Here is a 24,575-nt window from a genome sequence, read left to right on the forward strand (position 1 = left end):
AGGATAAGCAATGGTTTTTTGCGGTGATGCTTCCATAACCGTCTGTAATTCACAAAAATCGCCAGTGCTAAAAAAATAGCACTGGCGATTATATTTTGAAACGGCTACTGCTAAAAATTATTACAGGCCGTGCCCATATCAATGTTAATGGCGTAATTAGCTTGCTGTATACGCTGCGTTGCGGTATAAGCATGCCCGCCATAAGTGATCTGAAAATCATAAATGGTGCCTGAGGCCAGCGCCTGGGTGGTGATTTTTCCGGAGCTGATGTAACCCAGATACTGGTAAGCAGCATTTGTGCCGTTTACCTTATAGAAGACGTACAGGCTGGGTTTAATCTGGAGATCTTTTTTGTTGGCGCAGGTGCCGGTAAAATCCAGCGTAACCGCAGGATTGGTTGTTGGCGGCGGCGGCGGGGTAGCCACCGGGGCTGTACTGCCGGGTTTTGCCAAGCCCATGTTAAGTACCTGCTGCATTTGCCCCGACGTAAAAGTAATGGTTTGTGTTTGGGTAACATAACCAGGTGCACTGATTTGTGCTGTACAGCTAATCGGACTATTCGCTTCGGGTGTTATAGAAGGGCCCAGGCCAATCGTGATGATGCCATTAACCACAGTAAGGTTCTTTTTCCCCGATACTTCATATACGTCATTTGCTGCAGGACCGCTTATCGTGATAGCTGCATTGGCAGGCGTTACCGAAGGATTGGCGGCATCAGTAATCCGTATAAGGGCAGTGTATTTGATAATATTGGTATCTACCACAATTTTCAAATTTTCGGTGGGCTTTTTACAGGCCAGCGGCAACAACAGGAGTAGCGCAAACGCCATCTTTTTAATGTTAGTCATATGCAGTAGATTTGATTAGAATTTATAATTGAAATTAAGCTGTATCACCGGTAGCCAGCGGTAACCTTTAATATTTTCCTGAAACTGAGCATTTTGCGAAGCATTGCCCTGCAAGTTTCCGGTACCCGTAATTGTGGCTTCAGGCTGCTTCAGGTAGTAGCTGCCCAAATCGAGGTTCACATTAAATTTGTGCTTTGGGAACATTGGAAATAATGCGATGCCTGCGTATGGCGCTACGCCCTGCCAGTCGGCTGTAAAAGTGAGGTGCCCTACCTGGTCCGGAGTAAGCTGGATATCGCCATACTTATAGCTGTCTGATGGCTGAACGTCAAGCGTGCCTTTGGCCTTGGCAAAATAAGCCAATCCGCCTGCCAGCCGGAAGCCGGCTGCATTCTTAAAAGGTGTATAATACAACCGTGCATATATATCAGTAAACCGGGCTTTCAGATCAGATTTCGAATTAAAATCGCTGAAATCGAGCACGTTCTTCGCTTTGATCGGTATCACATCCAGCCCGGCCTGTAACGCCAGTTTAGCGTTGAAGCCATAATTGTAAGCAGCACCAATACCAACCGTACCAACGTTTAACTGTACCGACTGCGGATGGTATGCCGTTTTTGCGGAGGTTGTGGCCGTACGCTGCTGCGCCTGTACGGCAACAGCGGTTAGCCATAGCAGGCTGATAGAACCAATGAGTTTAATCTTCATTTAGTAACTAAGTTTAAATTAATGGTCAGGATAATAATCCAAAATACTTACTGATCATTAGGGCAATCAGTGGGTATAACCGGATTAAGCTTTCTTAACAATTTTGTTAATTGTACGTAATCTTCTATTGAATTTGAACTGTAAATCCTGTACAGCTATTGTACGTTACAAGTGGGGGAAATGTTATCAGGAACGTAACAATTTTGTGACCAACTCTATTGAATTAATTTTATTGCAAGCTGGATTTCTTATTTAAGAAAGGCCGAAATGACCGCAATTCATTAATGAAAAGTTACCTGATAACGGTTTACCGGATAATTAGCAGCCAGCCGGATAAGGGTGGCAAATGGTCTTCATGCAAATTGATGAGGTAGTAATAGCTGCCTGCAGGTAAAAATTTACCTTGCAGGGTGCCATCCCAGGGCCTGGGGTAACCCCGGCTGTAATACAGCTGCTGCCCCAGCCTGTTATATATGCTTACTTCGGCATTGGCATAAGTATCCAGGTTGCCAATTATCCACAGGTCATTAATGCCATCGCCATTGGGGGTAAAGCTGTTAGGCAAGGATAATTGTTGATATACGCGTACGGTTACCAAACTGGTTTGTTCGCCGCAGCTTATGTTCGATACATGAAGCGTATATACCATATCCCGGGGAGCCGAGGTAATTGGTGTAAGCGAGGCAGCATCGTCAAGATAATCGGCCGGTTCCCAATGTATGCTAACATTATCGCCCGAAGATTTTCCGTGCAGCCGGCCCTGCTGGCCGGCAAAAATGGCTACCGCAGAGCCGGCATCAGCCATCGGGCGCTGGTTTACCGTAATTGTAATCTGCCTGTAGTCGGTAACTTCCGCACATCCTGCAGCGGTTACCTCTACGGTATAAGTAGTAGTAACAGACGGGCTGGCAACCGGGTTGGCTATATTGGGGTTGCTGAGCCCGGCCGCCGGCGACCATTTGTATGTTAAAGCGTTAGCAGCTGTAACGTCTAACTGAACGGCATCCCCGGCACAGATACTGCTGCCGGGTGTAAAGGTTATAATTTTTGCTGCCGGATGCACTGTAACCAATGTGCTGCCTGCCGAACTACAACCATCTTCACTGATTACCTCCAAAACATAGCGACCTGAATAGAGGGCTGTAGCTGCGGTGGTTACCACCGGGCTGCTCTCTGCTGAAGTCCATCCATCAGGCCCCGCCCAGCGGTATTTACTGCCGCCGGTGGCGCTCAGTTGCAGCGGCTGCCCTTCGCAAAAGTTAAGGGTGGCAGGCAGCGTAATTACAGGCGCTGCCGTAACCGTTACCGTTAAAGGGGCTGAGTAGATCCGGTTACTTTCTTTTCCCCGTTGCAATTCGTCCAGCAATCCCACCCGGTACTGATAAACGCCCGGTGAAGCATTGGGCAGGTTCAAAAGATAGTTTTTCTGCCGGGCCGCGCTACCCGGAATGTTTACCCAGCCCAGGCCATCATTTAAATTTTGCTGCCATTGTATATCCGGGTTTTTGTAGTTATCCGTATTGCTCAGCAAATTGTAAGTTAAGTTTTCGCCCTGGCAGCCATGCTGCGGCCGCGTATCGCCGGGTACGTTAAAGCCAACCAAAATGGTTTGCCCTACAGGGCTTACGCTGATGTCATCTATGGCAAAATCATTACCGTCACCGCCGGGCACTGCACTCAGCAGGCTGATAATCACATCTGAGCCATCGGCAGGAGCAGTAAAGCAGGTGCCGTACTGCTCGAAAAAACCAGGATTATCTGTAGCCGGTATGGCCGGAGTAGTATATTCTGCAAGTAACATTCCATTGGTGGTTTCCACCCGAAACTTAATTTGCGGTTGAATAAACCCTCGTGTGCGCGGTAATTCACGCAATATATTGGAAATATATCCCGATAGTTGATAAGTGGTTCCGGCGCTTAAATCAGTGCCTTTAAGCTGATGCGTGTAAAATAAGGCCGGCCGCCGGCCGGCATTAATCACCATCATATAACCATGCCCGTTACGGGTATGGTCATACGTATAGCTCTGCCATATACCATCTTTGCAGCTGGTGCCTATTTCTGTCATTAAGGTATAAGTGCCTTCATCACCGCCGCAAATATCAGGTGCATAAGTAAGAGAAGTTACGCTGCCCGGCAACGCCGGGCCTGTATCGTCATTATCGCCTTTACCAAAAGTTTCCACCCATACGGCTGCTCCTGCACTGCCGGCGCACAGTTGTGCGTGTACAGGCCGGGCCAGCAGAAGCAGAGAAGCAATAAAAATAACAGCTAAGGAGCGCATCCGGGTTTATATATGCCAGCGGCATACGGTATAAATATAATCAAATCAATGCAATAGTGATGTATGGATGTGGCAGGTAAGGAGGTTAGGTTTGGATGCTATGCATCCTATCGCATCAATAAATGCCTATCTTTGCAGCAACGCATGAGTAAAACAATAACCCCTTATAATAACCAGCAGGCTACCAAGAAAGAGCAGGTAGCCGATATGTTTAACAATATCTCCAAAACGTATGATTTTCTGAATCATTTCATGTCATTGGGGATTGATATCATCTGGCGTAAAAAGGCGATCAATGAGCTGAAGCAGGAGCGGCCGCAGCATATATTGGATGTAGCTACCGGCACCGGCGACTTTGCCTTTGAGGCGTTAAAGATTTTGAAGCCGCAGCATATTACCGGTGTAGATATTTCGCGCGGGATGTTGAATATTGCTGAGCAGAAGATTGCTAAGCGTGGGTTGAGCAATAAGTTTAGTGTGAAGTTAGGAGATTCGGAGCAGTTGCCTTTTCAACCTGATGAATTTGATGCTATTACTGTTGCCTATGGCGTGCGTAACTTTGAAAACCTGGAAAAGGGGCTGGCCGATATGTACCGGGTACTGAAGCCCGGCGGCAAAGCGGTGGTTCTGGAATTTTCCAAACCCAAAGCCTTTCCGATAAAGCAGCTTTATCATTTCTATTTCCACTATATTACCCCCGGTATCGGCAAGCTTTTTTCAAAGGACAGCCGGGCTTACAGTTATCTGCCCGAATCGGTAGCGGCGTTTCCTGACGGCAGCCGGTTTACACAGTTGATGGACAAGGTAGGCTTCCAAAATACCAAAAGCCGCCCGCTGGCGTTTGGTATCTGTTCCATATATACAGGTATAAAAGCATCATAGGTATTGAAAAAAGTATGGCTGTTGTTGGTGTTGGGCTTATGCTGCCGGCCGGTGCTGGCCCAGCATGTACCGGCATGGGGCGGCAATGCGGACCTGGAGGATTTCAGTTTTGGCTTCCTGTTTCAATATGTAAACCAGGATTTTAAAGTGTTGAAAAATGCCGATTGGCGGCGGCCCTATTATGATACCGATACCCGCCGGTATCTGACCGACTCACTTACCAGCATCAGCTCACACGGTACGCCCGGCTTTGCAGTGGGCTTTATTACCCGTTACCGCCTTACTGATCACTTAGAGGTACGTACCACGCCGGCTTTGGTTTTTGCCGACCGTACCTTAAGCTATACCTACAAAACAGCTTCGCAGAATACCGATAAGCAGATACAAACCACCTCGATAGACTTGCCGCTTTCCATCAAACTGAAATCCGACCGCCTGGGCGATTTCAGGGCTTACCTGCTGGGCGGCGTAAAATACACCGCTTCCTTAGGTTCGCAAGCCAGAAAAGACGCCGATGCCGCACCGCTGGACAAATTAGTAAAGAACAAAGCCGGTTTTGGCTCGTACGAGGTAGGCGTAGGTTTTGATATTTACTTTGAATACTTCAAGCTTTCGCCCGAACTGAAACTCAGCAATTCATTTGGCAATGTGCTGGTCGCTGAAAACCATCCCTATTCAGCGCCACTAAGCAAGTTGTTTTTGCGTACGCTGAGTTTCAGCTTGTATTTCGAGTAGCCGCCCCCTAACCCCCTAAAGGGGGAGCAGAGGTGGTATTTATATATAGGAGCAAAAATGATAATGATATAAAAAAGAAGGACAGGTAATATCCTGCCTTCTTTTTTAAAGTTCTATTCCCCTTTAGGGGGTTAGGAGGTAACCTACTGGTACTGTATATAAATTGGCTGCGGCTTGTATTTCAGTACTTCCTCAGGCGTAAGCATATGGTGCGGCGCTTTCTTCAGGTCGTTCTTATAAAACAGCTTAAAGCCGGTAAACTGCACAGGTTCAGGGAAGATATGGTTGCGGTAAGTGCCCAGCTTCAGTTCCGGTTCGCCCCAGCCATCCATATCAATTACAATCTGGGTTTCCTTGTGCAGCTTGATGTTCTTGTAATTGGTTACCATTTTACGGGTAAAGCGGTGCACAATTAAAATTTTAGGCGGCAGGCCGTATTTACGTACAATGCCCGACAAATAATCAGATACATAATTAACATCGGCGGCATCATAAGTACCAATCTTTTTACCGGGCTTGGTACCATCTTTCATGGAAAACTCGGGGTCCATACCGAAGTGTACCTGTGGCATGGCTAAATATTTTTCAAACAAAGGCAGTTCATCTCGAATATTGCTTAGTGCCACCTGTACATCTAAGAATACAATGGCATTGGCCTGTTTAGCAAGTGATAATACCGAGTCAATTTGCTTAAACGGCATCCGGTAACGGTATTTACCGTCTTTTCCGCCGTCGCCTTGGGCCACAACGGCTATATAGTGCAAAGCGGGTTGTACCGGTGTTTTAGGGTCGGCACGCTCCCAGCTTTTTACTTCGGTTTTTAACTTAGCCAGCATCTCCTTAGGCGGTAATTCGCCCAAAATGCCCATCTTTTTTGAGTACAGGTTGCCATAAAAAGCCACCACACGCTTGAACGGCAGTATAGCGCCATTCACAGGGTAAGGTGCGCCTTTAACCGGCCAGTGGCCGGTGGTGTCGCCGTTAGCCAAACGTTTGGTCAGGCTATCGTATTTGGCTTTATCCAGAGGCGGGTAGTTACCTTTGGCATTTACCGAGGCGGTGGTATCAGCCCCTTTTTTAGTAGTGTCGCTGCCGGATGCTCCGCCCTTGCCGGCCTTCGTACTTTCGGTACAGTTAGAAAATAGTACAAGTGAACCCACTAACAGGCCCGACGTTAGAACAACGGATTTTAAAGTCCTCATAAGGTATTTGGTATCTGATGGTAACCCGGCCCGTACAACACGGTGCCATTGCGGGTGCCAATATGCTTAAAATTATTAACAGTTAATTTGCCGTTCACTAAAATATATTTAAATCCGGCCGAATAAGCATGCGGGCGTTCAAATGTAGACAGATCGGTTACCTGCCCGGCATCAAACACCGCAATATCCGCATACATGCCGGGCCGGAGCAACCCCCTGCCTTGCAGGTGAAATTTTTGAGCGGGCAGCGATGTCATTTTGCGTACGGCGTCTTCCAGCCTTAGCAAACCTTTATGGCGAACATATAAACCCAATACACGCGCATTGCTGCCATAACCACGCGGGTGAGGCACCCCTTTGCCAAACCGCCTGATGCCAGAATCGGAAGCGACCATGGTAAGCGGGTAGCTCATAATCAGCGCAACATCAGCTTCACTCAGGCCATGAAACACCATATCGGCGCCGCCCAGCTTTATAATGTTGAGTATGGTTTCTATCTCATCGGGTATGGTGGATGGCTGGCCGTTAGTTATGTTGATTTGGGTGATGCTTTTGCCATTTAAGGCAGGCCTGGCACTGCAGTTAGCTACCACAGCATAATCAAAATGCGGCAGTTGGCGGCGCTGCATGTCGGCTGCCATTTCGTTAACTGCCTTCTGGTGCAAAGTTGGGTCGGCCAGGCGTTGCAATAAAGAATCACGTCCGCCAGCCTGCAGCCAGTCGGGTAATAATACGCTCAGCGTGGTGCTGCTTGCGGTGTAGGGGTACTGGTCAACCGTTACATCCAGGCCTTCCTTTCGGGCATTGTCTACCATTTGCAGCATTTCGGGCGCACAGCCCCAGTTGGGGCGCCCCACTTTATAATGTGAAATTTCTACGGGCATTTGTGCCTGCCGCCCAACATCAATGGCCTCGGTAATGGCTTCAAATATCTTATCGGTTTCATTGCGCATGTGCGAGGCGTATAAGCCCTTGTATTTTGCTGCCGCTTTAGCCAGCGCAATTACTTCCGGCGTTTTGGAGTAAATGCCGGGCGTATAAATCAGCCCGGTGGAAAAACCGAAAGCGCCATCGCGCATGGCCTGCTCCACTAAGCCGGTCATGCGGTTCAATTGTGCCGGGGTAGGGGTTACGGCAGCCGCACCCAGTACCGCTTTGCGTACATCGTTGTGGCCAATTAATGTGGCCGTATTAACCGATAGCTTCAAGCTATCCAAAAAATGGAGATAAGATTTTATATTGATGTTAGATTCGCCGCAGTTGCCGGTAATAACGGTGGTTACACCATCATAAATAAAATTGTCGGCAGTAGGCGTAGCTTTTTCGTCGCCCTCAATGTGGGTATGCACATCAATAAAGCCAGGTGCTATTATCAGGCCTTTGGCATTAATTACCTTTGTGGCCCTGCCGTTTATCAGGTTGCCTATAGCGGCAATTTTATTACCGGTTATACCTATATCGCCGTAAAACCAGGGGTTGCCGGTGCCATCAATGATTTTACCGTTTTTAAGGAGTACATCATATTTGGCTTGTGCCAGCAGTTGCAGGGGGAACAGGCAGATGATTAACCAGAGTGAGGGTTTGCGCATAAGGCTAAAGTAAGATTGCATATTTGAATTAAACACCCGGTCATTTCGACCGCAGGGAGAAATCTTCTGCCGCAGACCAGTCGCCTGGAGAAAATTTCTCCCTGCGGTCGAAATGACACAGTGGATGATTGTTTTATACCTTCCGAAACTTCCCGAACACGCCAAGCGGAAGTTTTGGCCCGGCGGTGGCTTGCAGGTATAGTTCGCCGGTTTCTAAGTTTTCAGCTTTAGGAAACGCGCCTTTAATTAAATTTTCTACAATAACCGATGAAAACCCCAGCGAGTAAGTGTTCAGGATTAAAAAGTGTTCTTTTTCATCCAGCAACTGCACCACGTCCTGCATCATCTCGGTGATGTGATCTTCCAGTTTCCACTTTTCGCCGTTGGGGCCGTGGCCGTAAGCGGGGGGATCGAGGATGATGCCGTTGTACTTTTTGCCGCGTTTAATTTCCCGTTTTACAAATTTTAAGGCGTCTTCTACTACCCAGCGTATATCTTTTAAACCAGATATTTCCTGATTTTCGTTAGCCCAGCTCACCACCTGCTTGATTGAATCCACATGGGTGGTATCGGCACCAGCGGCCTTAGCTATCAGCGAAGCGCCCCCGGTGTAGGCAAACAGGTTCAGTACTTTAGGCGATGATGTTTTAAATTGCTTCACCGTATCTGAAATATAATCCCAGTTTACGGCCTGCTCCGGGAAAACGCCCACGTGCTTAAAAGACGTTAAAGCCATTCGTAGTTTGAAACCGCCCTGGTTGTTCTGATAGGTAATATGCCAGCGGTCGGGCGTTTTGGGGTTCTTCTTTACCCAATCGCCTGCGGTAGCCGAGCGGCCCCTGAAGCGGATGTCATGCCGCTGCTGCCACTCAGCTTCGGGCAGTGCCTTGTTCCATACCGCCTGTGGTTCGGGCCTGATGAGGGTAACACTGCCAAAGCGTTCCAGCTTTTCAAAATTGCCGCAGTCTATCAGTTCATAGTCTTTCCAGTGCGCAGGGGTAAGGAGTTGGATCATCAATGGCAAAGATAGGGCGAATGAGATAGAATTAAGAAACAAGAGCCAAGAATCAAGATGCTTGCCCTGTTTTGAGCTGTAAAGTTATCCGGTTTCCTCTCTTTGTAACTTACCTGTTACGGCTAAACGGAAACTAAACGCAGCAGTCATAAGTTACAAATGAGCATTTATAAAGGGCGGTTTGCTAATTGCCCGGCATAAATCACAAACAGTTAAACTTATAAATCATAAAAACATGAAAGTTTTGAAGTATTTAGTAATTGCACTGGTTATGGCAACCAGCTTTAGTTATGCCGAAACAGCCAGCGCAAAAACAACCATCAGTGTTGTTTCACCTGTTCAGCGTCGTACAGTTGTAATACGCAGAGGCCCGCGCCGTACAGTAATTACCAGGCGGGTATATCGCAGAAGCTATCACCGTCCGCATTACAGGCATTATCGTCATTATTAACAAAAAAACGCCTTTATTAGCTAATAAAGGCGTTTTTTATACGTTATTGCTCTGCAATAAGCTGATATCTACAACTGATCTTTAGCCGCCGCCATAAATTTACTGGCGAATATAAAGTCGTTCAGTTCGCTGTTGTCGGTATGGGCTATTTTCTTGTTTGAGCCTTCCCACCATTTTTTACCCTCGTGCAAAAACAGGATATGGTCGCCAATGCCCATCACAGAGTTCATATCATGCGTTACAATGATGGTGGTAATCTTATACTCCTGTGTAATCTCGTTGATCAGCTGGTCAATCAATACAGAGGTTTTGGGGTCGAGGCCGGAGTTGGGCTCATCCACAAACAAGTATTTTGGGTCCATCACAATGGCCCTTGCAATACCCACACGCTTCTTCATACCGCCTGATAGCTCAGAAGGAAACAGCTTGTTCTTGCCAGCCAGGTTTACCCGTTCCAAACAGAAATTGACACGTTCCAGCTTTTCTTCCTTTGTTTTATCGGTAAATAAATTCATCGGGAACATAATATTCTCTTCCACCGTCATGGAGTCGAATAAGGCGGAGTTTTGAAACAGCATACCAATCTGTGTACGGATGGGTACGCGCTGTTCAAAGGTCAGTTCTGTAAAGTTTTGCTTGTCAAAAAAAACCTGTCCTTTGGTAGGCTCATGCAAGCCCACAATACATTTCAGCAAGGTAGTTTTACCTGAGCCGGATCCCCCGATGATCAGGTTGTTTTTACCGGCTTCAAATATGGCTGATATGCCTTTTAAAACTGTATTCTCTCCGAAGGTTTTTTCAATGTCCTTAATCTCTATCATAACATTAAGCGCGTAATCACCAAATCAGCAAATAAAATCCCTACGCAGCTATAAACCACACCACTGGTAGCCGACTGGCCTACCTCAAGCGCACCGCCCGAAGTGTAAAAACCCTGATAAGCGCAAATAGAGGTAATAAGAAAACCAAATGCTATTGCTTTAACCATAGCCACCTGAATAGTAATGGGCATAAAGCCATCATGCAAACCGGCAATGTAATCGGCAGGGGAAATATCACCCGAGGTAGCCGTGGCAATGTAACCACCTAAAATACCCAAAGCGATAGACATGATGACCAGTAACGGCACCATAATCATCCCTGAAACTACTTTAGGCGCAATGAGATAGCCCGGTGCGTTTACCCCCATAATCTCCAGCGCATCAATTTGCTCGGTTACCCTCATGGTGCCAATTTCAGAGGCGATGCTGGAGCCTACACGGCCAGCCAGCACTAATGACGAAATGGTAGGACTGAACTCCAGAATGGTAGAGTCGCGCGCGATGCTGCCGGCAATACTGCGCGGTACCAGCGGGCTTGATAGCTGAAAGGCTACCTGAATAGTAGCCACCGCCCCAATAAATACAGAAATAATACTGATGATACCCAATGAACCAATGCCGATGGAAACCATTTCGCGCATGACCTCATTCCAGTAAACTGTAAATTTTTCGGGTTTTTTAAAACTCAGGCGTAACAGCAAAATGTATCTGCCAAGACTTGTAAACATGTATTGCTAAATCTATTAAATGAAACCGTGATAAAAATACACTTTTAATTGAATGAGCAGCGTATTGCTATATTTACCGTTATGGAAAACGCCTTAATTACAGGAGCCACTAAAGGTATAGGCAAAGCAATTGCCACTTCATTTGCTAAACAAGGATTGAACCTTGCAATTTGTTCTCGCAATAGTGAAGATTTACTTCAATTTAAGCGGGATCTGCAACAGCAATATCCGGCACTGAAAATTTTTACGCGGGTTACTGATTGTGCTGATAAGCGCGATGTGCAGCAGTTTGCCCGCGAGGCCATGCAGCAGCTTGGTTTTATTAAAGTGCTGGTAAATAACGTGGGCCAGTTTGAGCAGCGTGCCATACTGGATGATGAAGAAGATGATACGCTGCAGCAGCAGTTAAATACCAACCTGATTTGCGGCTACGAGCTTTACCGTATACTGGGTAAAAAAATGGTTGAGGACAGGAGCGGCCACATCTTTAACATCTGTTCGGCAGCGGCGCTGGGGCCAGTAGTAAAAGCCGGAAGTTATTCTGTAACAAAGGCGGCGCAGCTAAGTCTTAATGATGTAATGCGGTTAGAAACACAGGCATATGGTATTAAAGTAACGGCAATAGTGCCGGGCTCAACCTATACCTCATCCTGGCAGGGCACAACGGTGGATCAGCAGCGTTTTGTGCAGCCTGAGGATGTGGCATCGGCCATCATCAGCTGTTACCTGATGAGCCCGGGCGCCAACCCCGAACAAGTGATTATTAAGCCTGTGTTTGGCCAGTTGTAAATAACCTTAAAATTTTAATCACCATGAGCAAGAGATTGTATAAAGATGAGCAGCACAAACAAATAGGCGGTGTATGCGCCGGCCTGGCTGAGTATCTTAATTTAGATGTGTCTGTTATCAGGGTAGCTTTTCTGCTATTCTTCGTTCTGAAGGGAACAGGGCTGCTGGTATATGTTATACTATGGATAGTGCTGCCCAAAAACCCATACGCTGCAACGTTTACGCCGGGTGTAGACTATATGCACACACCTAACGATGGGGAACCCGGTTATGCAGCCAACTATGGCCGTAAGCCTTCGGCCGGGCGTTACATTGCGGGCATGGCGCTCATTCTTACAGGCTTGCTGTTTCTGCTGAACCAGCTTAACCTGATACCGGATTTCGATTTTGATTATTTTTGGCCGGTGCTGCTGATTGCAGCGGGTATGGTGTTCATATTTGCCGACCGTCAGGAGAGGCCTTTGATCAACAAGAATGATCCGTTTAATGATAATCCTTCACAACTTTAACCTTACCTGTCATGAAAAATAACAGATTATATCCCGGCATCATTTTAATATGCATTGGGTTGGCATTTTTGCTCAACCGCCTGGGCGTAGTGCATTTTAACTGGAGTAACCTACTGTACCTTTGGCCGCTGATTTTAGTAATTGCAGGCGTTAACCTGCTATTGAGCCACAACCGGGCACCCTGGGCAACATTGGTGCGTGTTGTGGTAGCGGTAAGCTGCCTGGGCATCCTGTTCTTCGGTAATTTCAATTTCAGCCCCCGCTGGGGAAAATGGCATTTTAACCACTCGCGCAATCAGGGCCGTGATGATCTTTCCTTTGATAACGACAGTGACAACAGTAGCCATGGCATTAAAAGTAGCAGCACTTACAGCGAGCCCTTTGATACACGTGTTAAAATAGCAAAGCTCAATATATCAGGTGGCGTAACCAGCTACGTACTGCGCGATACCTCTGCCGATTTGCTGTCTGCCCAGGCGCAGGAGTACAATGGCCGCTATATTTTCGACCATACCATTACTGATTCTACAGCCGAAATCAGCCTGCATAAAAAGAATGTGAATGTAAGGTTTGGCAACAGCGACAGTGATCAATCAAACAAAACCGAAATCAGGCTGAACTCCAAACCGGTATGGGATATCAGCATCAAAGGCGGGGCTGATGAACTGCGGTTTGATTTGAGTAAATTTAAAGTGCGCAACCTGCAGCTGAGCGGCGGCGCAACCGACTATAAAGTAAAAATGGGTATACCACAGGCCGAAACCCATGTAAATATTTCGGCAGGCGTATCAGACATTACCATTGAAGTGCCCACCGGGGCGGCCTGCCAGGTAACCACCAGTACTGGCTTGTCGTCTAATGAGATTGAAGGGTTCAACAAAATCAGCAGTAATCATTATGAAACCGCTAATTTCGGCTCTGCCGCTCAAAAAATATATGTGCACTTTAGTGGTGGCATATCAGATTTTACCGTAAAAAGATACTAAGGGGTTCATTTAGTAGCACCAACAGCAAAAACAGCGCAGCGCCTGCTTTACAACGAGTGATGCAGGCGCTGCGCTGTTTTGATTCAATAATAACCACTCATTTGCCGGTTTTAATAAGCTAATGAAGCCCCTTTGGCAGCATTTCCGGATTTTATCTTTAGTGTACGGTCTGGTAAACTGCCAGCCTTTACCGGGGTAAGCTATGGTAATTTACTCCGTTGCGTGTTCGCCTTTTTCACCAAGGTCAACAATATCACCCTCTTTAAATAAGATTTCCTTGATGGTATCGCGCCATAAGGGTTTTTGGCGCAGCAGAAACTCCAGGTCCATGCCAAAATGCTTAAATTCTTCCTTTTGCGCATTTTGCATAATGGCTTTGGCCTGCTCATTCTTTTCAACGGAAATACGCTGCTCGTACCAGTTAATGGCTTCGGCTTCTTCACCTAATGAGGCAATCATGCGTGCGAAGGTGCGTGTTTCTTCCGGCAGTTCATGTGCCGGTTCATGATATTGATCAAATCCCATAATAATTGATATTTATGCCGGCAATTAATGTACCGGCCCATACTTAACTGAAACCCGGCTCCGGGGTTTCACCCGGCTGCTGATTTGCGTTAATATGGAAACATTATTGTTTAAGGGTTAATGCGCCCGCCAGAGCCTTTGGTATAGCATAAAATTTATAAGCGTTTTAAAGAACTGAAACCGCATTAAAACGTACAACTAAAAGCTCTAAAAAGTGTAAACCCTGCATTTTTACAATATATTGATTGTCAATTAGTTGAATGGTATTTTTTAAAAAAAGTGTAAACTTTGGGTTTACACTTTTTTGAGCTGATCAGGGCAGCACAGCACCCCTGTCCGGCAGGCAGTAACCAGGTTAGTGCTGATGTTGTTTTGGAACTGCACCGGGCAGGCATACCACTGGTATGAACGTATGCTTTTGCCTTTGGCCGGTGCTGCCGGTAGGGAGCACTCACAGCTTAGCCTGCTGTGAGTGCGATATGCTCAACTTAAAAACAGATACTCCGGATACTTGTAAGGTGCACCCATTGATTCGCCTACTTATTTACCATTGCCTTACTTTTCCAGATGATACCATTTTTGCTTTTATACTGTTCAATATGGCCGCCTTGCATCAGCTCATTCAGCAGTGCCGAGGTGTCTTCTTTTGTTTTTCCGGTAAGCACCGAAAATTCTTTATCTGTAAGTGTAGGAAAATGGTTAAAAAGCTCCGTTGCACTGCAGGTAATATCTTTTTTGCGTACCTCAGGCAACAAACCGGCAATGATATTCTCAAATTGCTCATAGGGCTGATTGCCGCGCAACATAAATTGCTTGCCGGCGCTATCTGAGAAGAACAGCGTAGGGAAGCCGGTAACGCCATATTGTTTTGCCAAAGCCAGGTCGCTTTTAAAGTGCTCTTGCCCATCCGTCTTGAAATCGGCCAGTAGCTTCACACAATCAAGCCCGGCAGCAAAGGCCGCATTTTCAATATGCTTCCACTTAATAATGTTCTTTTTTTCCATGAATACCATTTCCTGAATACGCCTTAAAAACAGCATCGCCTTATTTTCATCCTGTAACTGTGCAGCTTTAAACGCAATGGAGGGCGGATAAGAGGAGTAGAGCGGATCTTCTATCCATACATCGCCATCCATTGGCATTTCAAAAATTTGGCAGGCTTCATCCCAGTGGCGTGCAGCATCGTCGGGCGTTTTGATGCTGCCGGTATTGCCGTCTTCCCAGCATGAAAGCAAGCCGCCCATGCAATACTTTATATTAAGGTAGGAGCCGTATTCTAACTTTAACTTGCGCAGTTGCGGCTGTATAACCCAGCAGGTAGAGCAAATAGGATCAGTAAAATACAGCACCTGGATAGGATGATGCAGTGCGTTACTGCCTGCTTTGTTGCGCTGGCGCGAAATAAGGGGCAGCGGCATATCAATTTCCTGAAGTGGACTAAGGAAGGATTGCTGCAACTGGCGGCCCAGCTCGGTGTGGTTGGCTACTTCATCTGCACGCAGCTTGTAAAACTGTTTAAAGGCACTTTCGTGGCTTGTATTATTTTCGAGGCATTGTACCAGCACTTTGGCGTCAATAACTGCATTGGTGGTACCAGAACTGGTAAAAGGAAGCGCCAGGTGGGCTGCATCGCCTATAATGGCTACGTTATGCTGATGAAAGGCAGGCAGCAGATCGAAGTCTGTAGTTTTCCAGAGATAGGTGGTAGAAAAATCGTTTGCCTGCAAGATATGGTGTACCTCTTGCGGAAAGCCCTCGAATTGCGCTTTGCAAAATGCCTTTATGGCTTCCGGCGTGTAGGTATCAATATCCTGCTCAAGGCTGTTATATTGCATAAACCAAACCATCTTGTGCATAGAAACAGGTATGTAACCAAAAGACAGCCCCCTGTCTCTGCATTGATATTTATTGAACACCGTTGGGTTGTATTGTACAGATGCGGTAATGGGGGAGATGCCAACAAATTCTTTAACCGTGGTGGCCGAATACCTGGTGTTGCCGAAAAGCGTTTGCCTTACTTTTGAATGGCTGCCATCGGCGCCTATAAACAGGTCGCCCTGCTCAGTTTCGCCGTTTTCAAAAACGGCTTCTATGGCTTTGCCTTTATCATAATTGAAGTGTGAGAACTGCCTGCCGGTTTTTACGCAGTTTACAGGCAGCAGCGAAGTTAAAAAGAACAGCATATCCTGCCGCCTGATACACTTCCATGAATTAAGCGGTACGCGCTTAATTTCCTGCCCATCGGGCCGGTTTAGGCTGTAGGTGTCAACGTTATTACCGGGCAGGCGGATTTGGTTGTCAGCACTTAATTCATTTAGTATAGCCAAACCATCAGTATGCATTAAAAACGCATGGCCGTGCGAAGGGCTGCCCACATTGCGTTCATTAATAACAAACTCAATATTCTTCTCGTGAAGCAGTGCGCCAAGGGTAAGGCCGGCAATGCCGCCTCCAATAATTACAACTTTCATGTTCAGCGGGTAAGGGTATCGGTTATCCTGGAAAGGGCTTCGGTTAATATGGGTTCTGAGGTTGCAAAGCAAAGGCGTATATAGCCTTCCGCACCATCGCCAAACCATTGCTTCAAGCCGGGTACTATAGCTACTCGGGCATCATTAAATAACAATTGCTGCATTTCGGTACTGGTTTTACCGGTACCTTTAATATTGGCAAAGGCTACATAACAGCCATCAGGTGCAATGCAGCTAATGCCCGGTATGTTATTTAATTGTTTAACCGTAATATCGCGCATGCGCTGCAAATGGGTAACAAAACCTTTCAGCCAGTAATCGCATCGGGTTAAAGCAGCTACTACGGCTATTTGCCCCAGTACGTTTGCCCCATGTATGGTAGAATAATGCAGAGAGGCATCATACACCCTGTCAAACACTTGTTGGGTAAAAGCGGCAACGGTACCAATGCGCAGGCCTGCCAGCCCGTAAGATTTACTGTACCCGGTAACCAGTATGGTACGGTTTCTGATTTCATCACCAAGTGAGGCAATACTGGTATATGCGGCCGGTTCAAATATGATATCGCTCCATATCTCGTCCGACAGAATCATCAGGTTATACCTGCAGGCCAGCTCGCCGATCAGCATAAGTTCATCTGCAGAAAAAACCTTACCGGTAGGGTTTAGCGGATTGCACAGGCAAATTAACCTGGTGCGCGGGCTAATTAACCGCTCGAAGGCTTCTATATCAATTTGACCGGTTCCCGGAGGAATGGCAAATGGTATGGCCGTTGCGCCCACTGCCTCAACCGAATAGCGGAATAAAAAATCTACAGGATCAAATATGATGGCTTCATCGCCTGCGTTTAAAAACGCTTTGCAGGTGAGGTAGATGCCAAACGCAGCACTGTCTACCGGCATGGTGTACTCCGGTTTTGCCGGTACATTCCGTTTGCCGGTAAAAAAGTTGGCAACGGTCTTCTTAAAGTCGGGCAAGCCCTGCGGCGGCCCGTAGCACAAATAACGGCCGCTAACAAAGCTGGTAATGGCTTCAGCAATTTCAGGCGCACAAGGGAAATCAGGATCGGCAGCGGTAAGCGGTATCACATCTTCCGGCACAGTGGCCCATCGAAGGTTGTAAGCTCTTTGTCTTAACAAATCAAGGTTAACAGATTCGGGGCCAAACATGATAAGGAGGTTGTTGAAGTTGTTGGATTATACGAATTATAAGGGTAGGTTTTCTGCTATTTCGGCAAACTTACTTTTACCAAGCGGCTTAACAATAAAGTCAGCTACACTGCTTATGCCTTTAGAGCGCTCAATGTCATGCGGCGAAATAGACGAGGATACAATATACAACTGCGCCCCTTTTACCAGCAGCGGCTGCAAATGATTGTATCCATCAATAAACTCCCAGCCATCCATTACCGGCATGCTTAAATCCAGAAATATCAGGTCGGGCAATAGATCGCGTTGCTGCACATGGGCCTTTAAGTATTCGATGGCCTGTAAACCATCGGTAAATTCCCTTATCTGCAAAGTATAGGGTAATGATTGCATTATCTTTTTGGTTAGGAACACGAAGGTTTGATCATCGTCAATTAAAAAAACAGTGGCTTTTTTCATTATAGCGGCTGTTTTTTAAATTCAACAAAGAATGTGGTTCCCTCGCCCGGCGTGCTTTCTACCCATATACGGCCATCCATGGCCTCCACCTGGGTTTTAGTCATAAATAATCCAAAGCCTTTGGCATTGGGGTGCCGGTGAAATACCTTGCCTATCTTAAATAAGCTGTCTTTGTGTTTGTTGGTATCAAGGCCAAGCCCATTATCGGCAACCGACAAAAGCACGTTATCATCATTGCGTGTAGTGGTAATGCAGATATGCGGCTGCCGAGCCGGGGCACTGTATTTTAAAGCATTATCTATCAGGTTGTAAAATATACTGAAGAGGTATTTAGAAGGGTAATATAAGGTGCCGGCTTCTTTAAAGTTGGTTTCAATCACAGCGCCCGTTTTTTTAATCTCCATTTCAAAACCGGCAAGCGTACGCTGCACGCAATCATCAAGGTTTATGTTTTCAGATATAATTCCAACATCCTGCTTTATCTGAATAGATTCTACCAGTTCATTAAAGGTAGTATGCAGATTGTCAATCACCGGCTGTAATTTACTGATCAGAAATTGCTGCTCTTCAGCATCGTCAGCATCTTTAATGAACTGTACCAGCATAGACATGTTGACCAGCGGGCCGCGCAGGTTATGCGATACGATGTTGCAAAAATCAACCAGTTGCGTATTTTGAGCCGAAAGCTGCTTCACCATCATGGACTGCTTTTCTTCCAGGGCGATACGGTCGGTAATATCCATGCCAAAGCCAATTACAAACTTCAGTTCGCCCTGCTTGTTGTGTACCGGAAACATACGCCGCAAATGCGTAATCAATTTACCATCGGGTGCACGCAGCCCGTCTTCCCACCTGATTTCCTGTCCGGTTTTTTTAACTTCGAGAAACTGCGAGCGGCGTTTGTCTGCAACGGTAGCATCACGCCCGCGGTAAGCGGCATACTCATAATCATCCTTTCCAATAATAGCTTTCCTGTATTCAGGGTTACCTATGGCGCCGGGGTTCACAAACAAGTACCGGTGATTGGCATCAAACACCGCAATATCGGTAGGCAGTTTGTTAAGGATGTTTTCGTAAAACGCTTTTTGCTTATCCAGGCGGTTGGTAATTTGCTGATGTTCGGTAACATCGCCCATAAACATAATGCAATAATTAACAGCGTTATAATTGAGGCAGGATAAGCCCAGCCTGATGATCAGTTCGGAGCCGTTTTTGTGCAGTGCAATCAGTTCTGTAAGTTGATTACTGTTACCGCAGCTTTCTTTATATTGCAAAAACCGGGCGTTGCTTTCGGCAGGCAAGCACAACGTTTCAAAATTTTGCCCCATGGCTTCTTCTTCCTTCCAGCCAAAGGTATTTTCTGCTCTTGGGTTCCATTGCGTAATGGTGCCGTACTGGTCGGTAATTACCACCGCATCTACCGTACGTTCAAAAATATATTTTATTTGTTCACGGCTAATGTGTTGCGCTACATTTGTATTAATGTTTAATTGTTGCTGGCGGCTTGTAATATCCAAAGCAAACTGCTTGGCTAACGGGGATAACATTTCCTGTTGCTGCCCGGTTAAATAGTGCCCATCCCTGCAGGGTATACATACATAGCCGTTTATATCATTATCCTGCCAGGGCAGGGGATAAGCAATCAGGCTATTATGCCCGAGTGATGCAAATATCCGGTGTTCAACAATTAAACTGTTTAGCTGACCGGGGACGGCTTTTTGCCGGTATACTGCCGCCCCTAAAGTATCAGCGTCTGCTATATCATTAACTGATAAGCCCAAAACCGCTTTGATGCATAATTGATGTCCGTTAGTGAACAGTAAGGCGGCCGCCGGTACCTGGCATAGGGTTGCAGTCAACGCTATCAGGTTATCCAGGCCCGCATCGGGTAAAGTGTATAGTGGTGGTAATTCTTGCACAATATAGTTGGGTTGGGCGGGTGGTGCTGTGTTATAATCCAATTGTGTTATAATAAACCCATATTACCAGGGTAGTAATGATGAATACTTAAATTGCGGTATCATGCAAAAAAGTTAACGGTTTTTGTTATATATGCAGTATAAGCAATAATTTATTATCAACTAAGCTGTAATTGTACGCATTGCTATTGTACATATCAGTAAAACAGAATTATTTTATTCTTGTAGTTGTATACATAATCATATATAATACGTTTACTGCGCCCTATATGTTAAGCACAATTGTAACTTTTTGGTGTAAGCAGGGTGATTAATGAGGATTAAACTGTTTTTTGAGGCTCGTTACCTGTTTTCTGTATATAGTTTATAATAATAAGATATAAATTTACCTTAAACAAAATGTTTAACGTGAAGTTATTACTATAAACCGGCAATTATTTTTAATTGAAGGCGAAGATATATTAACATTTGAGTGAAGATACTTGCTGCTGATATACATATAAAAGATTTTTTCTGTAATCTGTGTGGCGGTATCATGTAAATCTATGGTTTATTGGTTTCGTAATTTTTTGAAAAATTTATATAAAATAAAACGTCTTACTTCATGAATAAACACAGAGGAGAAGCTACAAACAGTATTTTGTGCTTCTCACACTTACGCTGGAAGTTTGTATACCAGCGCCCTCAGCACTTGTTGACCCGCTTTGCCGAAATGGGAAAGGCTGAAGTATATTTTTTAGAAGAGCCTGTGTTTGATAATAATAGCAGTATACCGAAGCTTCAGTTCGAAAAGCAGTCTGAAGGTGTAGTTGTGGCTGTGCCCCATCTGCCTTCCGGTCTTTCTCATGAAGAAGTGATTGCCTCCCTTCAGCATTTGCTGGATGGGTTTTTAAAGGACCGGGATTTGCAGAATTTTACCTTTTGGTATTATACGCCTATGGCACTTGCTTTTTCAGAAAAATATACGCCTGGCTTAACTGTTTTTGATTGTATGGACGAGCTTTCGGCATTTAAGTTTGCACCCGCTGAACTTAAAGAGCTGGAGCGTAAATTACTGGCCAAAGCCGACATCGTGTTTACCGGCGGCCACTCACTTTACGAAGCTAAGAAACATCAGCACGAAAACATACATCCTTTTCCAAGCAGTATTGATAAAGCTCATTTTTCGGTGGCGCGTAAACCGGTTGCGCAACCGCAGGACCAAGCCGCAGTTACCGGTATCAAACTGGGCTTTTATGGAGTAATTGATGAGCGCTTTGATATCAGCCTAATTAAGGCTATTGCAGAGGCACATCCCGAATGGCACCTGATGTTGTTAGGTCCGGTGGTAAAGGTTGACCCGGCCACACTTCCGCAGTTAGCTAATATTCACTACCTGGGCGGTAAAAATTATCAGGATTTACCGGCTTATCTTTCTGGCTGGGATGTGGCGCTGATCCCATTTTTACTAAATGAATCTACGCGTTTTATCAGCCCTACCAAAACGCCGGAATATCTGGCAGGCGGTGTTCCCGTGGTTTCCACACCTATACGGGATGTGGTACATCCCTACGGTGTAGAAAAGCTGGTACATATCGGCAGAACGCATACTGAATTTATTGTGTGTATTGAAAAGGCATTAGCGCAAAAAGGTAATAAGGAATGGCTTAAAAAGGCAGATGCTTTTCTAAAAAACAACTCCTGGGACAATACTTACCAGCAGATGCAAAGCCTGATGCAGGCCACCCGCCGTAACCACGATAGCATACCTATTGCCAGTTAAGTCCTTAAAAAAAGTATCGCCTAACTGTACGCCTTGAATAATCAAGGCGTTTTTTATTGGGTACAGGTTGTGCTGCCTGCTGTAAATATTGCTTACATTTCATATAATTACAAACCGTATGCTACAGGTGTTGCATTGAATATTTAATTTGGTCACCAATAAATGTTGCGCCGTTTGTATATACTACATTTATCAACTTAATCATTACCTGTTAAAAGCAGTTAAACAAAGCCATGAGCAGAGTATTCACCATAGCGGAGGGTTTAGAAAATCTGGGTGCCATGAAAACCGGCGGCCAGGGTTCCGTATACAAAGGGCGGCGCAAAGCGGAAATATATACCGCTGTAAAACTGCTGCCTACCCCGGTACTGAACCAGGATATGCAGGATAAGAACTACAGCAATTTTCAGAATGAGGTAGATAAGCTGCGTAAGGTAAATGAGCAGGGCTCACCTTACGTAGTAAAGATTCTGTCATCAGGTCTAACCGAGAGCGGCTCCTTCCCTTACATCGAGATGGAGTATATTGAGGGGCCTGATTTGTCTGAACTGCTTCAGGACCCGCACCCCAAAGTCTTTTCTGTAAGAGAGGTAATCAAACTGGCCGACCAGCTGGCCTCGGCGCTGGCGCATTGCCACCGGATAGGCGTGCAGCACGGCGACATTAAAAGCAACAATGTGCGCTACAACACCCGCAGCGGCAATTATGTGCTGCTGGATTTCGGGCTGGCGCTGATGAGCGAGGAGCAGCGTCGTACCAGTTTGCGCCATGCCGGTGCCATTGAGTTTATGGCACCCGAGCAGAGCCGGGGCGAAATGCTGCCGCAAACTGATATTTATAGCTACGGCATTATTTTATACGAACTGCTGGCCGGCCAGGTTCCTTTTCCGCTGGCCGACCATAGCGAGGCCGCACGCAACCAGGTAATGCTGGCACACATGGAAATGCCCGTACCTGAGTTAACCGCTTTACGGGAAAACCATATCAACAAAATACAGCAGCTTAAGGAGGCGAGGGTGCCCGGTTGGTTGCTTGCCGTAATTGGTAAGTGTTTAAGAAAAGACCCAAAGGAACGCTACGCCAACGGTATAGAGTTGCAGGAAGCAGTTATGAACGGCAACCTGGCTGCTGCCGAAGCGGCATTGAGCGGAACCGTGGCCGTGCCGCAATCATCCGCATCACTGCCCGCAGCGGCAACTCCGGCCGGATTGCTTGCCTTGCAGCAGGAAAACGGCAGGCTGCAAACACAGATAAGCCAGTTTAAACAGGAGAAGGCAGATGCCGAGCAGCAACGCATTGCTGATTTTGATACTTCAAAAGTATCAATGTCTAAACCTGTATTTGCAGGGCTGGTAACATTGTTGCTGGTTTTTATGCTGTTTTCCAGCTATGCCTTATTTTTCAAGGGCCCGTCTGTTACTCCCGGCGCCAATAATATAGATACTTCATCTGCCCGGCGGCCATCTACTACAACAGATACGACCATACAGGCAGAAAGTAATTACAGTACACCGGATCGTGAAGCAATGCGGCAGGCAGCTTCTGATACCGTACAAAAAGTTATTGAGGAAGCCAAGCAGGCGGAAAGAAACGAGCAGGAACGCAAACGGCGCGAGGCAGCCGATAGCGTAAAAAGGGAAGAAACTGATACCACCACTATCTCCCCGCCGTCAGACCGGTCGCAGCGCGAAGAGGAAGATTAATCACAGGCACCATCCATACCACAAACCATTAAATGGAATCCAAACCTAACTTCTGGCAGCGCATAGGCATACAGGACTGGTTTTTAACCAATGAAACCCAGGCGAAAGCCAAAGCCCCGGCCGGTTTAACGCCCGAGGGTATCTACCAGTACATTGTAGAGAAATTTGAAGAATCCATCAAGCAGTTGTCATTCGCGCAACGGGTGGTTTTTTACCATGAGTTCATCATCAGCTTTAATGCTGAGGATTACCACGAGTTTATGCAGAATAAGCAGGGCATCTTCGGCCTTATCGTGCAGGAATCGGTAAATAAGTTCTATGAGATTTTGCGCGGGTACCGCGAACAAGGTAAAAATGTAGTGCCTTCAGGTTCAAAATGGGTGTTCCGGCTGGTATCGCACCCGGATTATGCACGGGGCGATAAAGGCTTCATCGGAAAATTGCTGCCTGATAACGACATGCAGAAAGACGATAACCTGAGGGTAACCTTTATTCCGCGCCAAACCGGTATTGCCCAAACGTTTGATGTGAACCACGAGGTACTGAAAGGGTTTACTTATTACAGTGAAGGGTATTATGAACTTCCGTATGAAGATATGCTGAATGCCGATGCTGCAAAAGGCGCTAAGCCGGAGGAGGGGTATGCAAGGCTGGAAACCATCTTTCCGGAGCAGCAGCGTAGCGGCCTCAAAATGGAGTACCTGATGAAAGATGAAGAGATTATAGTATCCGGCAAGGAGGAAACCCGGCACGAGGCGCACATTTTCAGGATACCTACTGAGTGGGTTAATGTGCCACACCTGCGCATTCGGTTCAATAAGGCAGACGGTAAGTTTTATCTGGCCTCCTTCGGCGAGATGACTACCCTGAATGAAAATGTAATTGAGCGTAGCGATGTAAATGCCCCCAGGTGGACCGAACTGCCGGTTAATTCACGCATCCTGCTCAATGGTATAATTGGCGTTAACTTATTTAAAGCCTGAGCTCATGACTTCGCAACTCTTATCTACCGGCCTGTTGGTAATTGCTGTACCGCTGTTA

At 46.3% G+C, this 24,575-nt stretch carries 21 protein-coding genes; 8 read left to right on the forward strand and 13 right to left on the reverse strand.

From position 1 onward, the window contains the following. Positions 1–110: 110 nt before the first annotated feature. The 3 genes from ACY652_RS12625 to ACY652_RS12635 form a co-directional block, all read right to left on the reverse strand. A complete protein-coding gene (locus tag ACY652_RS12625; protein WP_462264733.1) occupies positions 111–848 on the reverse strand; it encodes a hypothetical protein in 738 nt (245 codons plus the stop codon). 15 nt (positions 849–863) lie between these two features. Further along, the gene (locus ACY652_RS12630; protein WP_462264734.1) at positions 864–1,556 is read right to left on the reverse strand and encodes a hypothetical protein; all 693 of its coding nucleotides are present in this window, start codon (positions 1,554–1,556) and stop codon (positions 864–866) included. Between the two features lie 307 nt (positions 1,557–1,863). Next, a complete protein-coding gene (locus ACY652_RS12635; protein ID WP_462264735.1) occupies positions 1,864–3,840 on the reverse strand; it encodes a gliding motility-associated C-terminal domain-containing protein in 1,977 nt (658 codons plus the stop codon). A 144-nt stretch (positions 3,841–3,984) separates the two neighbouring features. Between ACY652_RS12635 and ubiE the strand changes: the two genes are divergently transcribed. Together ubiE and porT are read left to right on the forward strand one after the other, a co-directional pair. Continuing rightward, positions 3,985–4,722 (forward strand): bifunctional demethylmenaquinone methyltransferase/2-methoxy-6-polyprenyl-1,4-benzoquinol methylase UbiE, encoded by a 738-nt coding sequence (gene ubiE, locus ACY652_RS12640; protein ID WP_462264736.1) that lies wholly within the window; start codon positions 3,985–3,987, stop codon positions 4,720–4,722. A gap of 3 nt (positions 4,723–4,725) precedes the next feature. Continuing rightward, positions 4,726–5,457: a type IX secretion/gliding motility protein PorT/SprT gene (gene porT / locus ACY652_RS12645; RefSeq protein ID WP_462264737.1), complete on the forward strand. Its 732-nt coding sequence runs from the start codon at positions 4,726–4,728 to the stop codon at positions 5,455–5,457. Positions 5,458–5,600: 143 nt separating this feature from the next. Here porT and ACY652_RS12650 read toward each other — a convergent pair whose 3' ends face one another. The 5 genes from ACY652_RS12650 to ACY652_RS12670 form a co-directional block, all read right to left on the reverse strand. Continuing rightward, entirely contained in the window at positions 5,601–6,659 is a 1,059-nt protein-coding gene (locus ACY652_RS12650) for a hypothetical protein (protein WP_462264738.1), read from the reverse strand. After that, complete coding sequence (locus ACY652_RS12655) at positions 6,656–8,248, reverse strand: N-acyl-D-amino-acid deacylase family protein (RefSeq protein ID WP_462264739.1); 1,593 nt, start codon at positions 8,246–8,248, stop codon at positions 6,656–6,658. The genes ACY652_RS12650 and ACY652_RS12655 overlap by 4 nt, the downstream gene beginning before the upstream one ends. 133 nt (positions 8,249–8,381) lie before the next feature. Then, a complete protein-coding gene (locus ACY652_RS12660; protein WP_462264740.1) occupies positions 8,382–9,263 on the reverse strand; it encodes a class I SAM-dependent methyltransferase in 882 nt (293 codons plus the stop codon). A gap of 519 nt (positions 9,264–9,782) precedes the next feature. After that, entirely contained in the window at positions 9,783–10,535 is a 753-nt protein-coding gene (locus ACY652_RS12665; protein ID WP_462264741.1) for an ABC transporter ATP-binding protein, read from the reverse strand. Beyond that, positions 10,532–11,263: an MlaE family ABC transporter permease gene (locus ACY652_RS12670; RefSeq protein ID WP_462264742.1), complete on the reverse strand. Its 732-nt coding sequence runs from the start codon at positions 11,261–11,263 to the stop codon at positions 10,532–10,534. Before ACY652_RS12670 ends, ACY652_RS12665 begins: the two co-directional genes overlap by 4 nt. Before the next feature lie 81 nt (positions 11,264–11,344). On the opposite strand from ACY652_RS12670, the gene ACY652_RS12675 reads away from it, so the two are divergent. The 3 genes from ACY652_RS12675 to ACY652_RS12685 are packed head-to-tail and all read left to right on the forward strand — an operon-like array spanning position 11,345 to position 13,547. Next, complete coding sequence (locus ACY652_RS12675; protein ID WP_462264743.1) at positions 11,345–12,052, forward strand: SDR family oxidoreductase; 708 nt, start codon at positions 11,345–11,347, stop codon at positions 12,050–12,052. A gap of 23 nt (positions 12,053–12,075) precedes the next feature. Next, on the forward strand, positions 12,076–12,561 hold the full coding sequence (locus tag ACY652_RS12680) for a PspC domain-containing protein (protein ID WP_462264744.1): 486 nt from the start codon (positions 12,076–12,078) through the stop codon (positions 12,559–12,561). Positions 12,562–12,572: 11 nt separating this feature from the next. Further along, complete coding sequence (locus ACY652_RS12685) at positions 12,573–13,547, forward strand: LiaI-LiaF-like domain-containing protein (protein ID WP_462264745.1); 975 nt, start codon at positions 12,573–12,575, stop codon at positions 13,545–13,547. 210 nt (positions 13,548–13,757) lie between these two features. On the opposite strand, the gene ACY652_RS12690 is transcribed toward ACY652_RS12685, so the two are convergent. From ACY652_RS12690 to ACY652_RS12710, 5 genes are all read right to left on the reverse strand, one after another. Then, positions 13,758–14,072 carry a ferritin family protein gene (locus ACY652_RS12690; RefSeq protein WP_462264746.1) on the reverse strand — a complete coding sequence of 105 codons (315 nt, stop codon included), beginning with the start codon at positions 14,070–14,072 and terminating at the stop codon, positions 13,758–13,760. A gap of 536 nt (positions 14,073–14,608) precedes the next feature. Beyond that, positions 14,609–16,543 carry a DsbA family protein gene (locus ACY652_RS12695; protein ID WP_462264747.1) on the reverse strand — a complete coding sequence of 645 codons (1,935 nt, stop codon included), beginning with the start codon at positions 16,541–16,543 and terminating at the stop codon, positions 14,609–14,611. 2 nt (positions 16,544–16,545) lie between these two features. Further along, a complete protein-coding gene (locus ACY652_RS12700) occupies positions 16,546–17,682 on the reverse strand; it encodes a pyridoxal phosphate-dependent aminotransferase (protein ID WP_462264748.1) in 1,137 nt (378 codons plus the stop codon). A gap of 66 nt (positions 17,683–17,748) precedes the next feature. After that, positions 17,749–18,150 (reverse strand): response regulator, encoded by a 402-nt coding sequence (locus tag ACY652_RS12705; protein WP_462264749.1) that lies wholly within the window; start codon positions 18,148–18,150, stop codon positions 17,749–17,751. Continuing rightward, on the reverse strand, positions 18,150–20,111 hold the full coding sequence (locus ACY652_RS12710; protein WP_462264750.1) for a sensor histidine kinase: 1,962 nt from the start codon (positions 20,109–20,111) through the stop codon (positions 18,150–18,152). The genes ACY652_RS12705 and ACY652_RS12710 overlap by 1 nt, the downstream gene beginning before the upstream one ends. A gap of 562 nt (positions 20,112–20,673) precedes the next feature. On the opposite strand from ACY652_RS12710, the gene ACY652_RS12715 reads away from it, so the two are divergent. From ACY652_RS12715 to ACY652_RS12725, 3 genes are all read left to right on the forward strand, one after another. Further along, the gene (locus tag ACY652_RS12715; protein ID WP_462264751.1) at positions 20,674–21,831 is read left to right on the forward strand and encodes a glycosyltransferase family 1 protein; all 1,158 of its coding nucleotides are present in this window, start codon (positions 20,674–20,676) and stop codon (positions 21,829–21,831) included. A gap of 233 nt (positions 21,832–22,064) precedes the next feature. Next, on the forward strand, positions 22,065–23,534 hold the full coding sequence (locus tag ACY652_RS12720; RefSeq protein ID WP_462264752.1) for a serine/threonine protein kinase: 1,470 nt from the start codon (positions 22,065–22,067) through the stop codon (positions 23,532–23,534). A 32-nt stretch (positions 23,535–23,566) separates the two neighbouring features. Beyond that, positions 23,567–24,517, forward strand: coding sequence for a hypothetical protein (locus ACY652_RS12725; RefSeq protein WP_462264753.1), 951 nt, complete (start codon positions 23,567–23,569; stop codon positions 24,515–24,517). The last annotated feature ends 58 nt before the right edge of the window (positions 24,518–24,575 follow it).

It is taken from the genome of Mucilaginibacter sp., assembly GCF_965200995.1.
GTDB lineage: Bacteria > Bacteroidota > Bacteroidia > Sphingobacteriales > Sphingobacteriaceae > Mucilaginibacter.

Coding starts and splice junctions, on each gene's coding strand:
- ACY652_RS12625 (WP_462264733.1), bottom strand. CDS start 848: ATGACTAACATTAAAAAGATGGCGTTTGCGCTACTCCTGTTGTTGCCG.
- ACY652_RS12630 (WP_462264734.1), bottom strand. CDS start 1,556: ATGAAGATTAAACTCATTGGTTCTATCAGCCTGCTATGGCTAACCGCT.
- ACY652_RS12635 (WP_462264735.1), bottom strand. CDS start 3,840: ATGCGCTCCTTAGCTGTTATTTTTATTGCTTCTCTGCTTCTGCTGGCC.
- ubiE (WP_462264736.1), top strand. CDS start 3,985: ATGAGTAAAACAATAACCCCTTATAATAACCAGCAGGCTACCAAGAAA.
- ACY652_RS12650 (WP_462264738.1), bottom strand. CDS start 6,659: ATGAGGACTTTAAAATCCGTTGTTCTAACGTCGGGCCTGTTAGTGGGT.
- ACY652_RS12655 (WP_462264739.1), bottom strand. CDS start 8,248: ATGCGCAAACCCTCACTCTGGTTAATCATCTGCCTGTTCCCCCTGCAA.
- ACY652_RS12660 (WP_462264740.1), bottom strand. CDS start 9,263: ATGATCCAACTCCTTACCCCTGCGCACTGGAAAGACTATGAACTGATA.
- ACY652_RS12665 (WP_462264741.1), bottom strand. CDS start 10,535: ATGATAGAGATTAAGGACATTGAAAAAACCTTCGGAGAGAATACAGTT.
- ACY652_RS12670 (WP_462264742.1), bottom strand. CDS start 11,263: ATGTTTACAAGTCTTGGCAGATACATTTTGCTGTTACGCCTGAGTTTT.
- ACY652_RS12675 (WP_462264743.1), top strand. CDS start 11,345: ATGGAAAACGCCTTAATTACAGGAGCCACTAAAGGTATAGGCAAAGCA.
- ACY652_RS12680 (WP_462264744.1), top strand. CDS start 12,076: ATGAGCAAGAGATTGTATAAAGATGAGCAGCACAAACAAATAGGCGGT.
- ACY652_RS12685 (WP_462264745.1), top strand. CDS start 12,573: ATGAAAAATAACAGATTATATCCCGGCATCATTTTAATATGCATTGGG.
- ACY652_RS12690 (WP_462264746.1), bottom strand. CDS start 14,072: ATGGGATTTGATCAATATCATGAACCGGCACATGAACTGCCGGAAGAA.
- ACY652_RS12695 (WP_462264747.1), bottom strand. CDS start 16,543: ATGAAAGTTGTAATTATTGGAGGCGGCATTGCCGGCCTTACCCTTGGC.
- ACY652_RS12705 (WP_462264749.1), bottom strand. CDS start 18,150: ATGAAAAAAGCCACTGTTTTTTTAATTGACGATGATCAAACCTTCGTG.
- ACY652_RS12715 (WP_462264751.1), top strand. CDS start 20,674: ATGAATAAACACAGAGGAGAAGCTACAAACAGTATTTTGTGCTTCTCA.
- ACY652_RS12720 (WP_462264752.1), top strand. CDS start 22,065: ATGAGCAGAGTATTCACCATAGCGGAGGGTTTAGAAAATCTGGGTGCC.
- ACY652_RS12725 (WP_462264753.1), top strand. CDS start 23,567: ATGGAATCCAAACCTAACTTCTGGCAGCGCATAGGCATACAGGACTGG.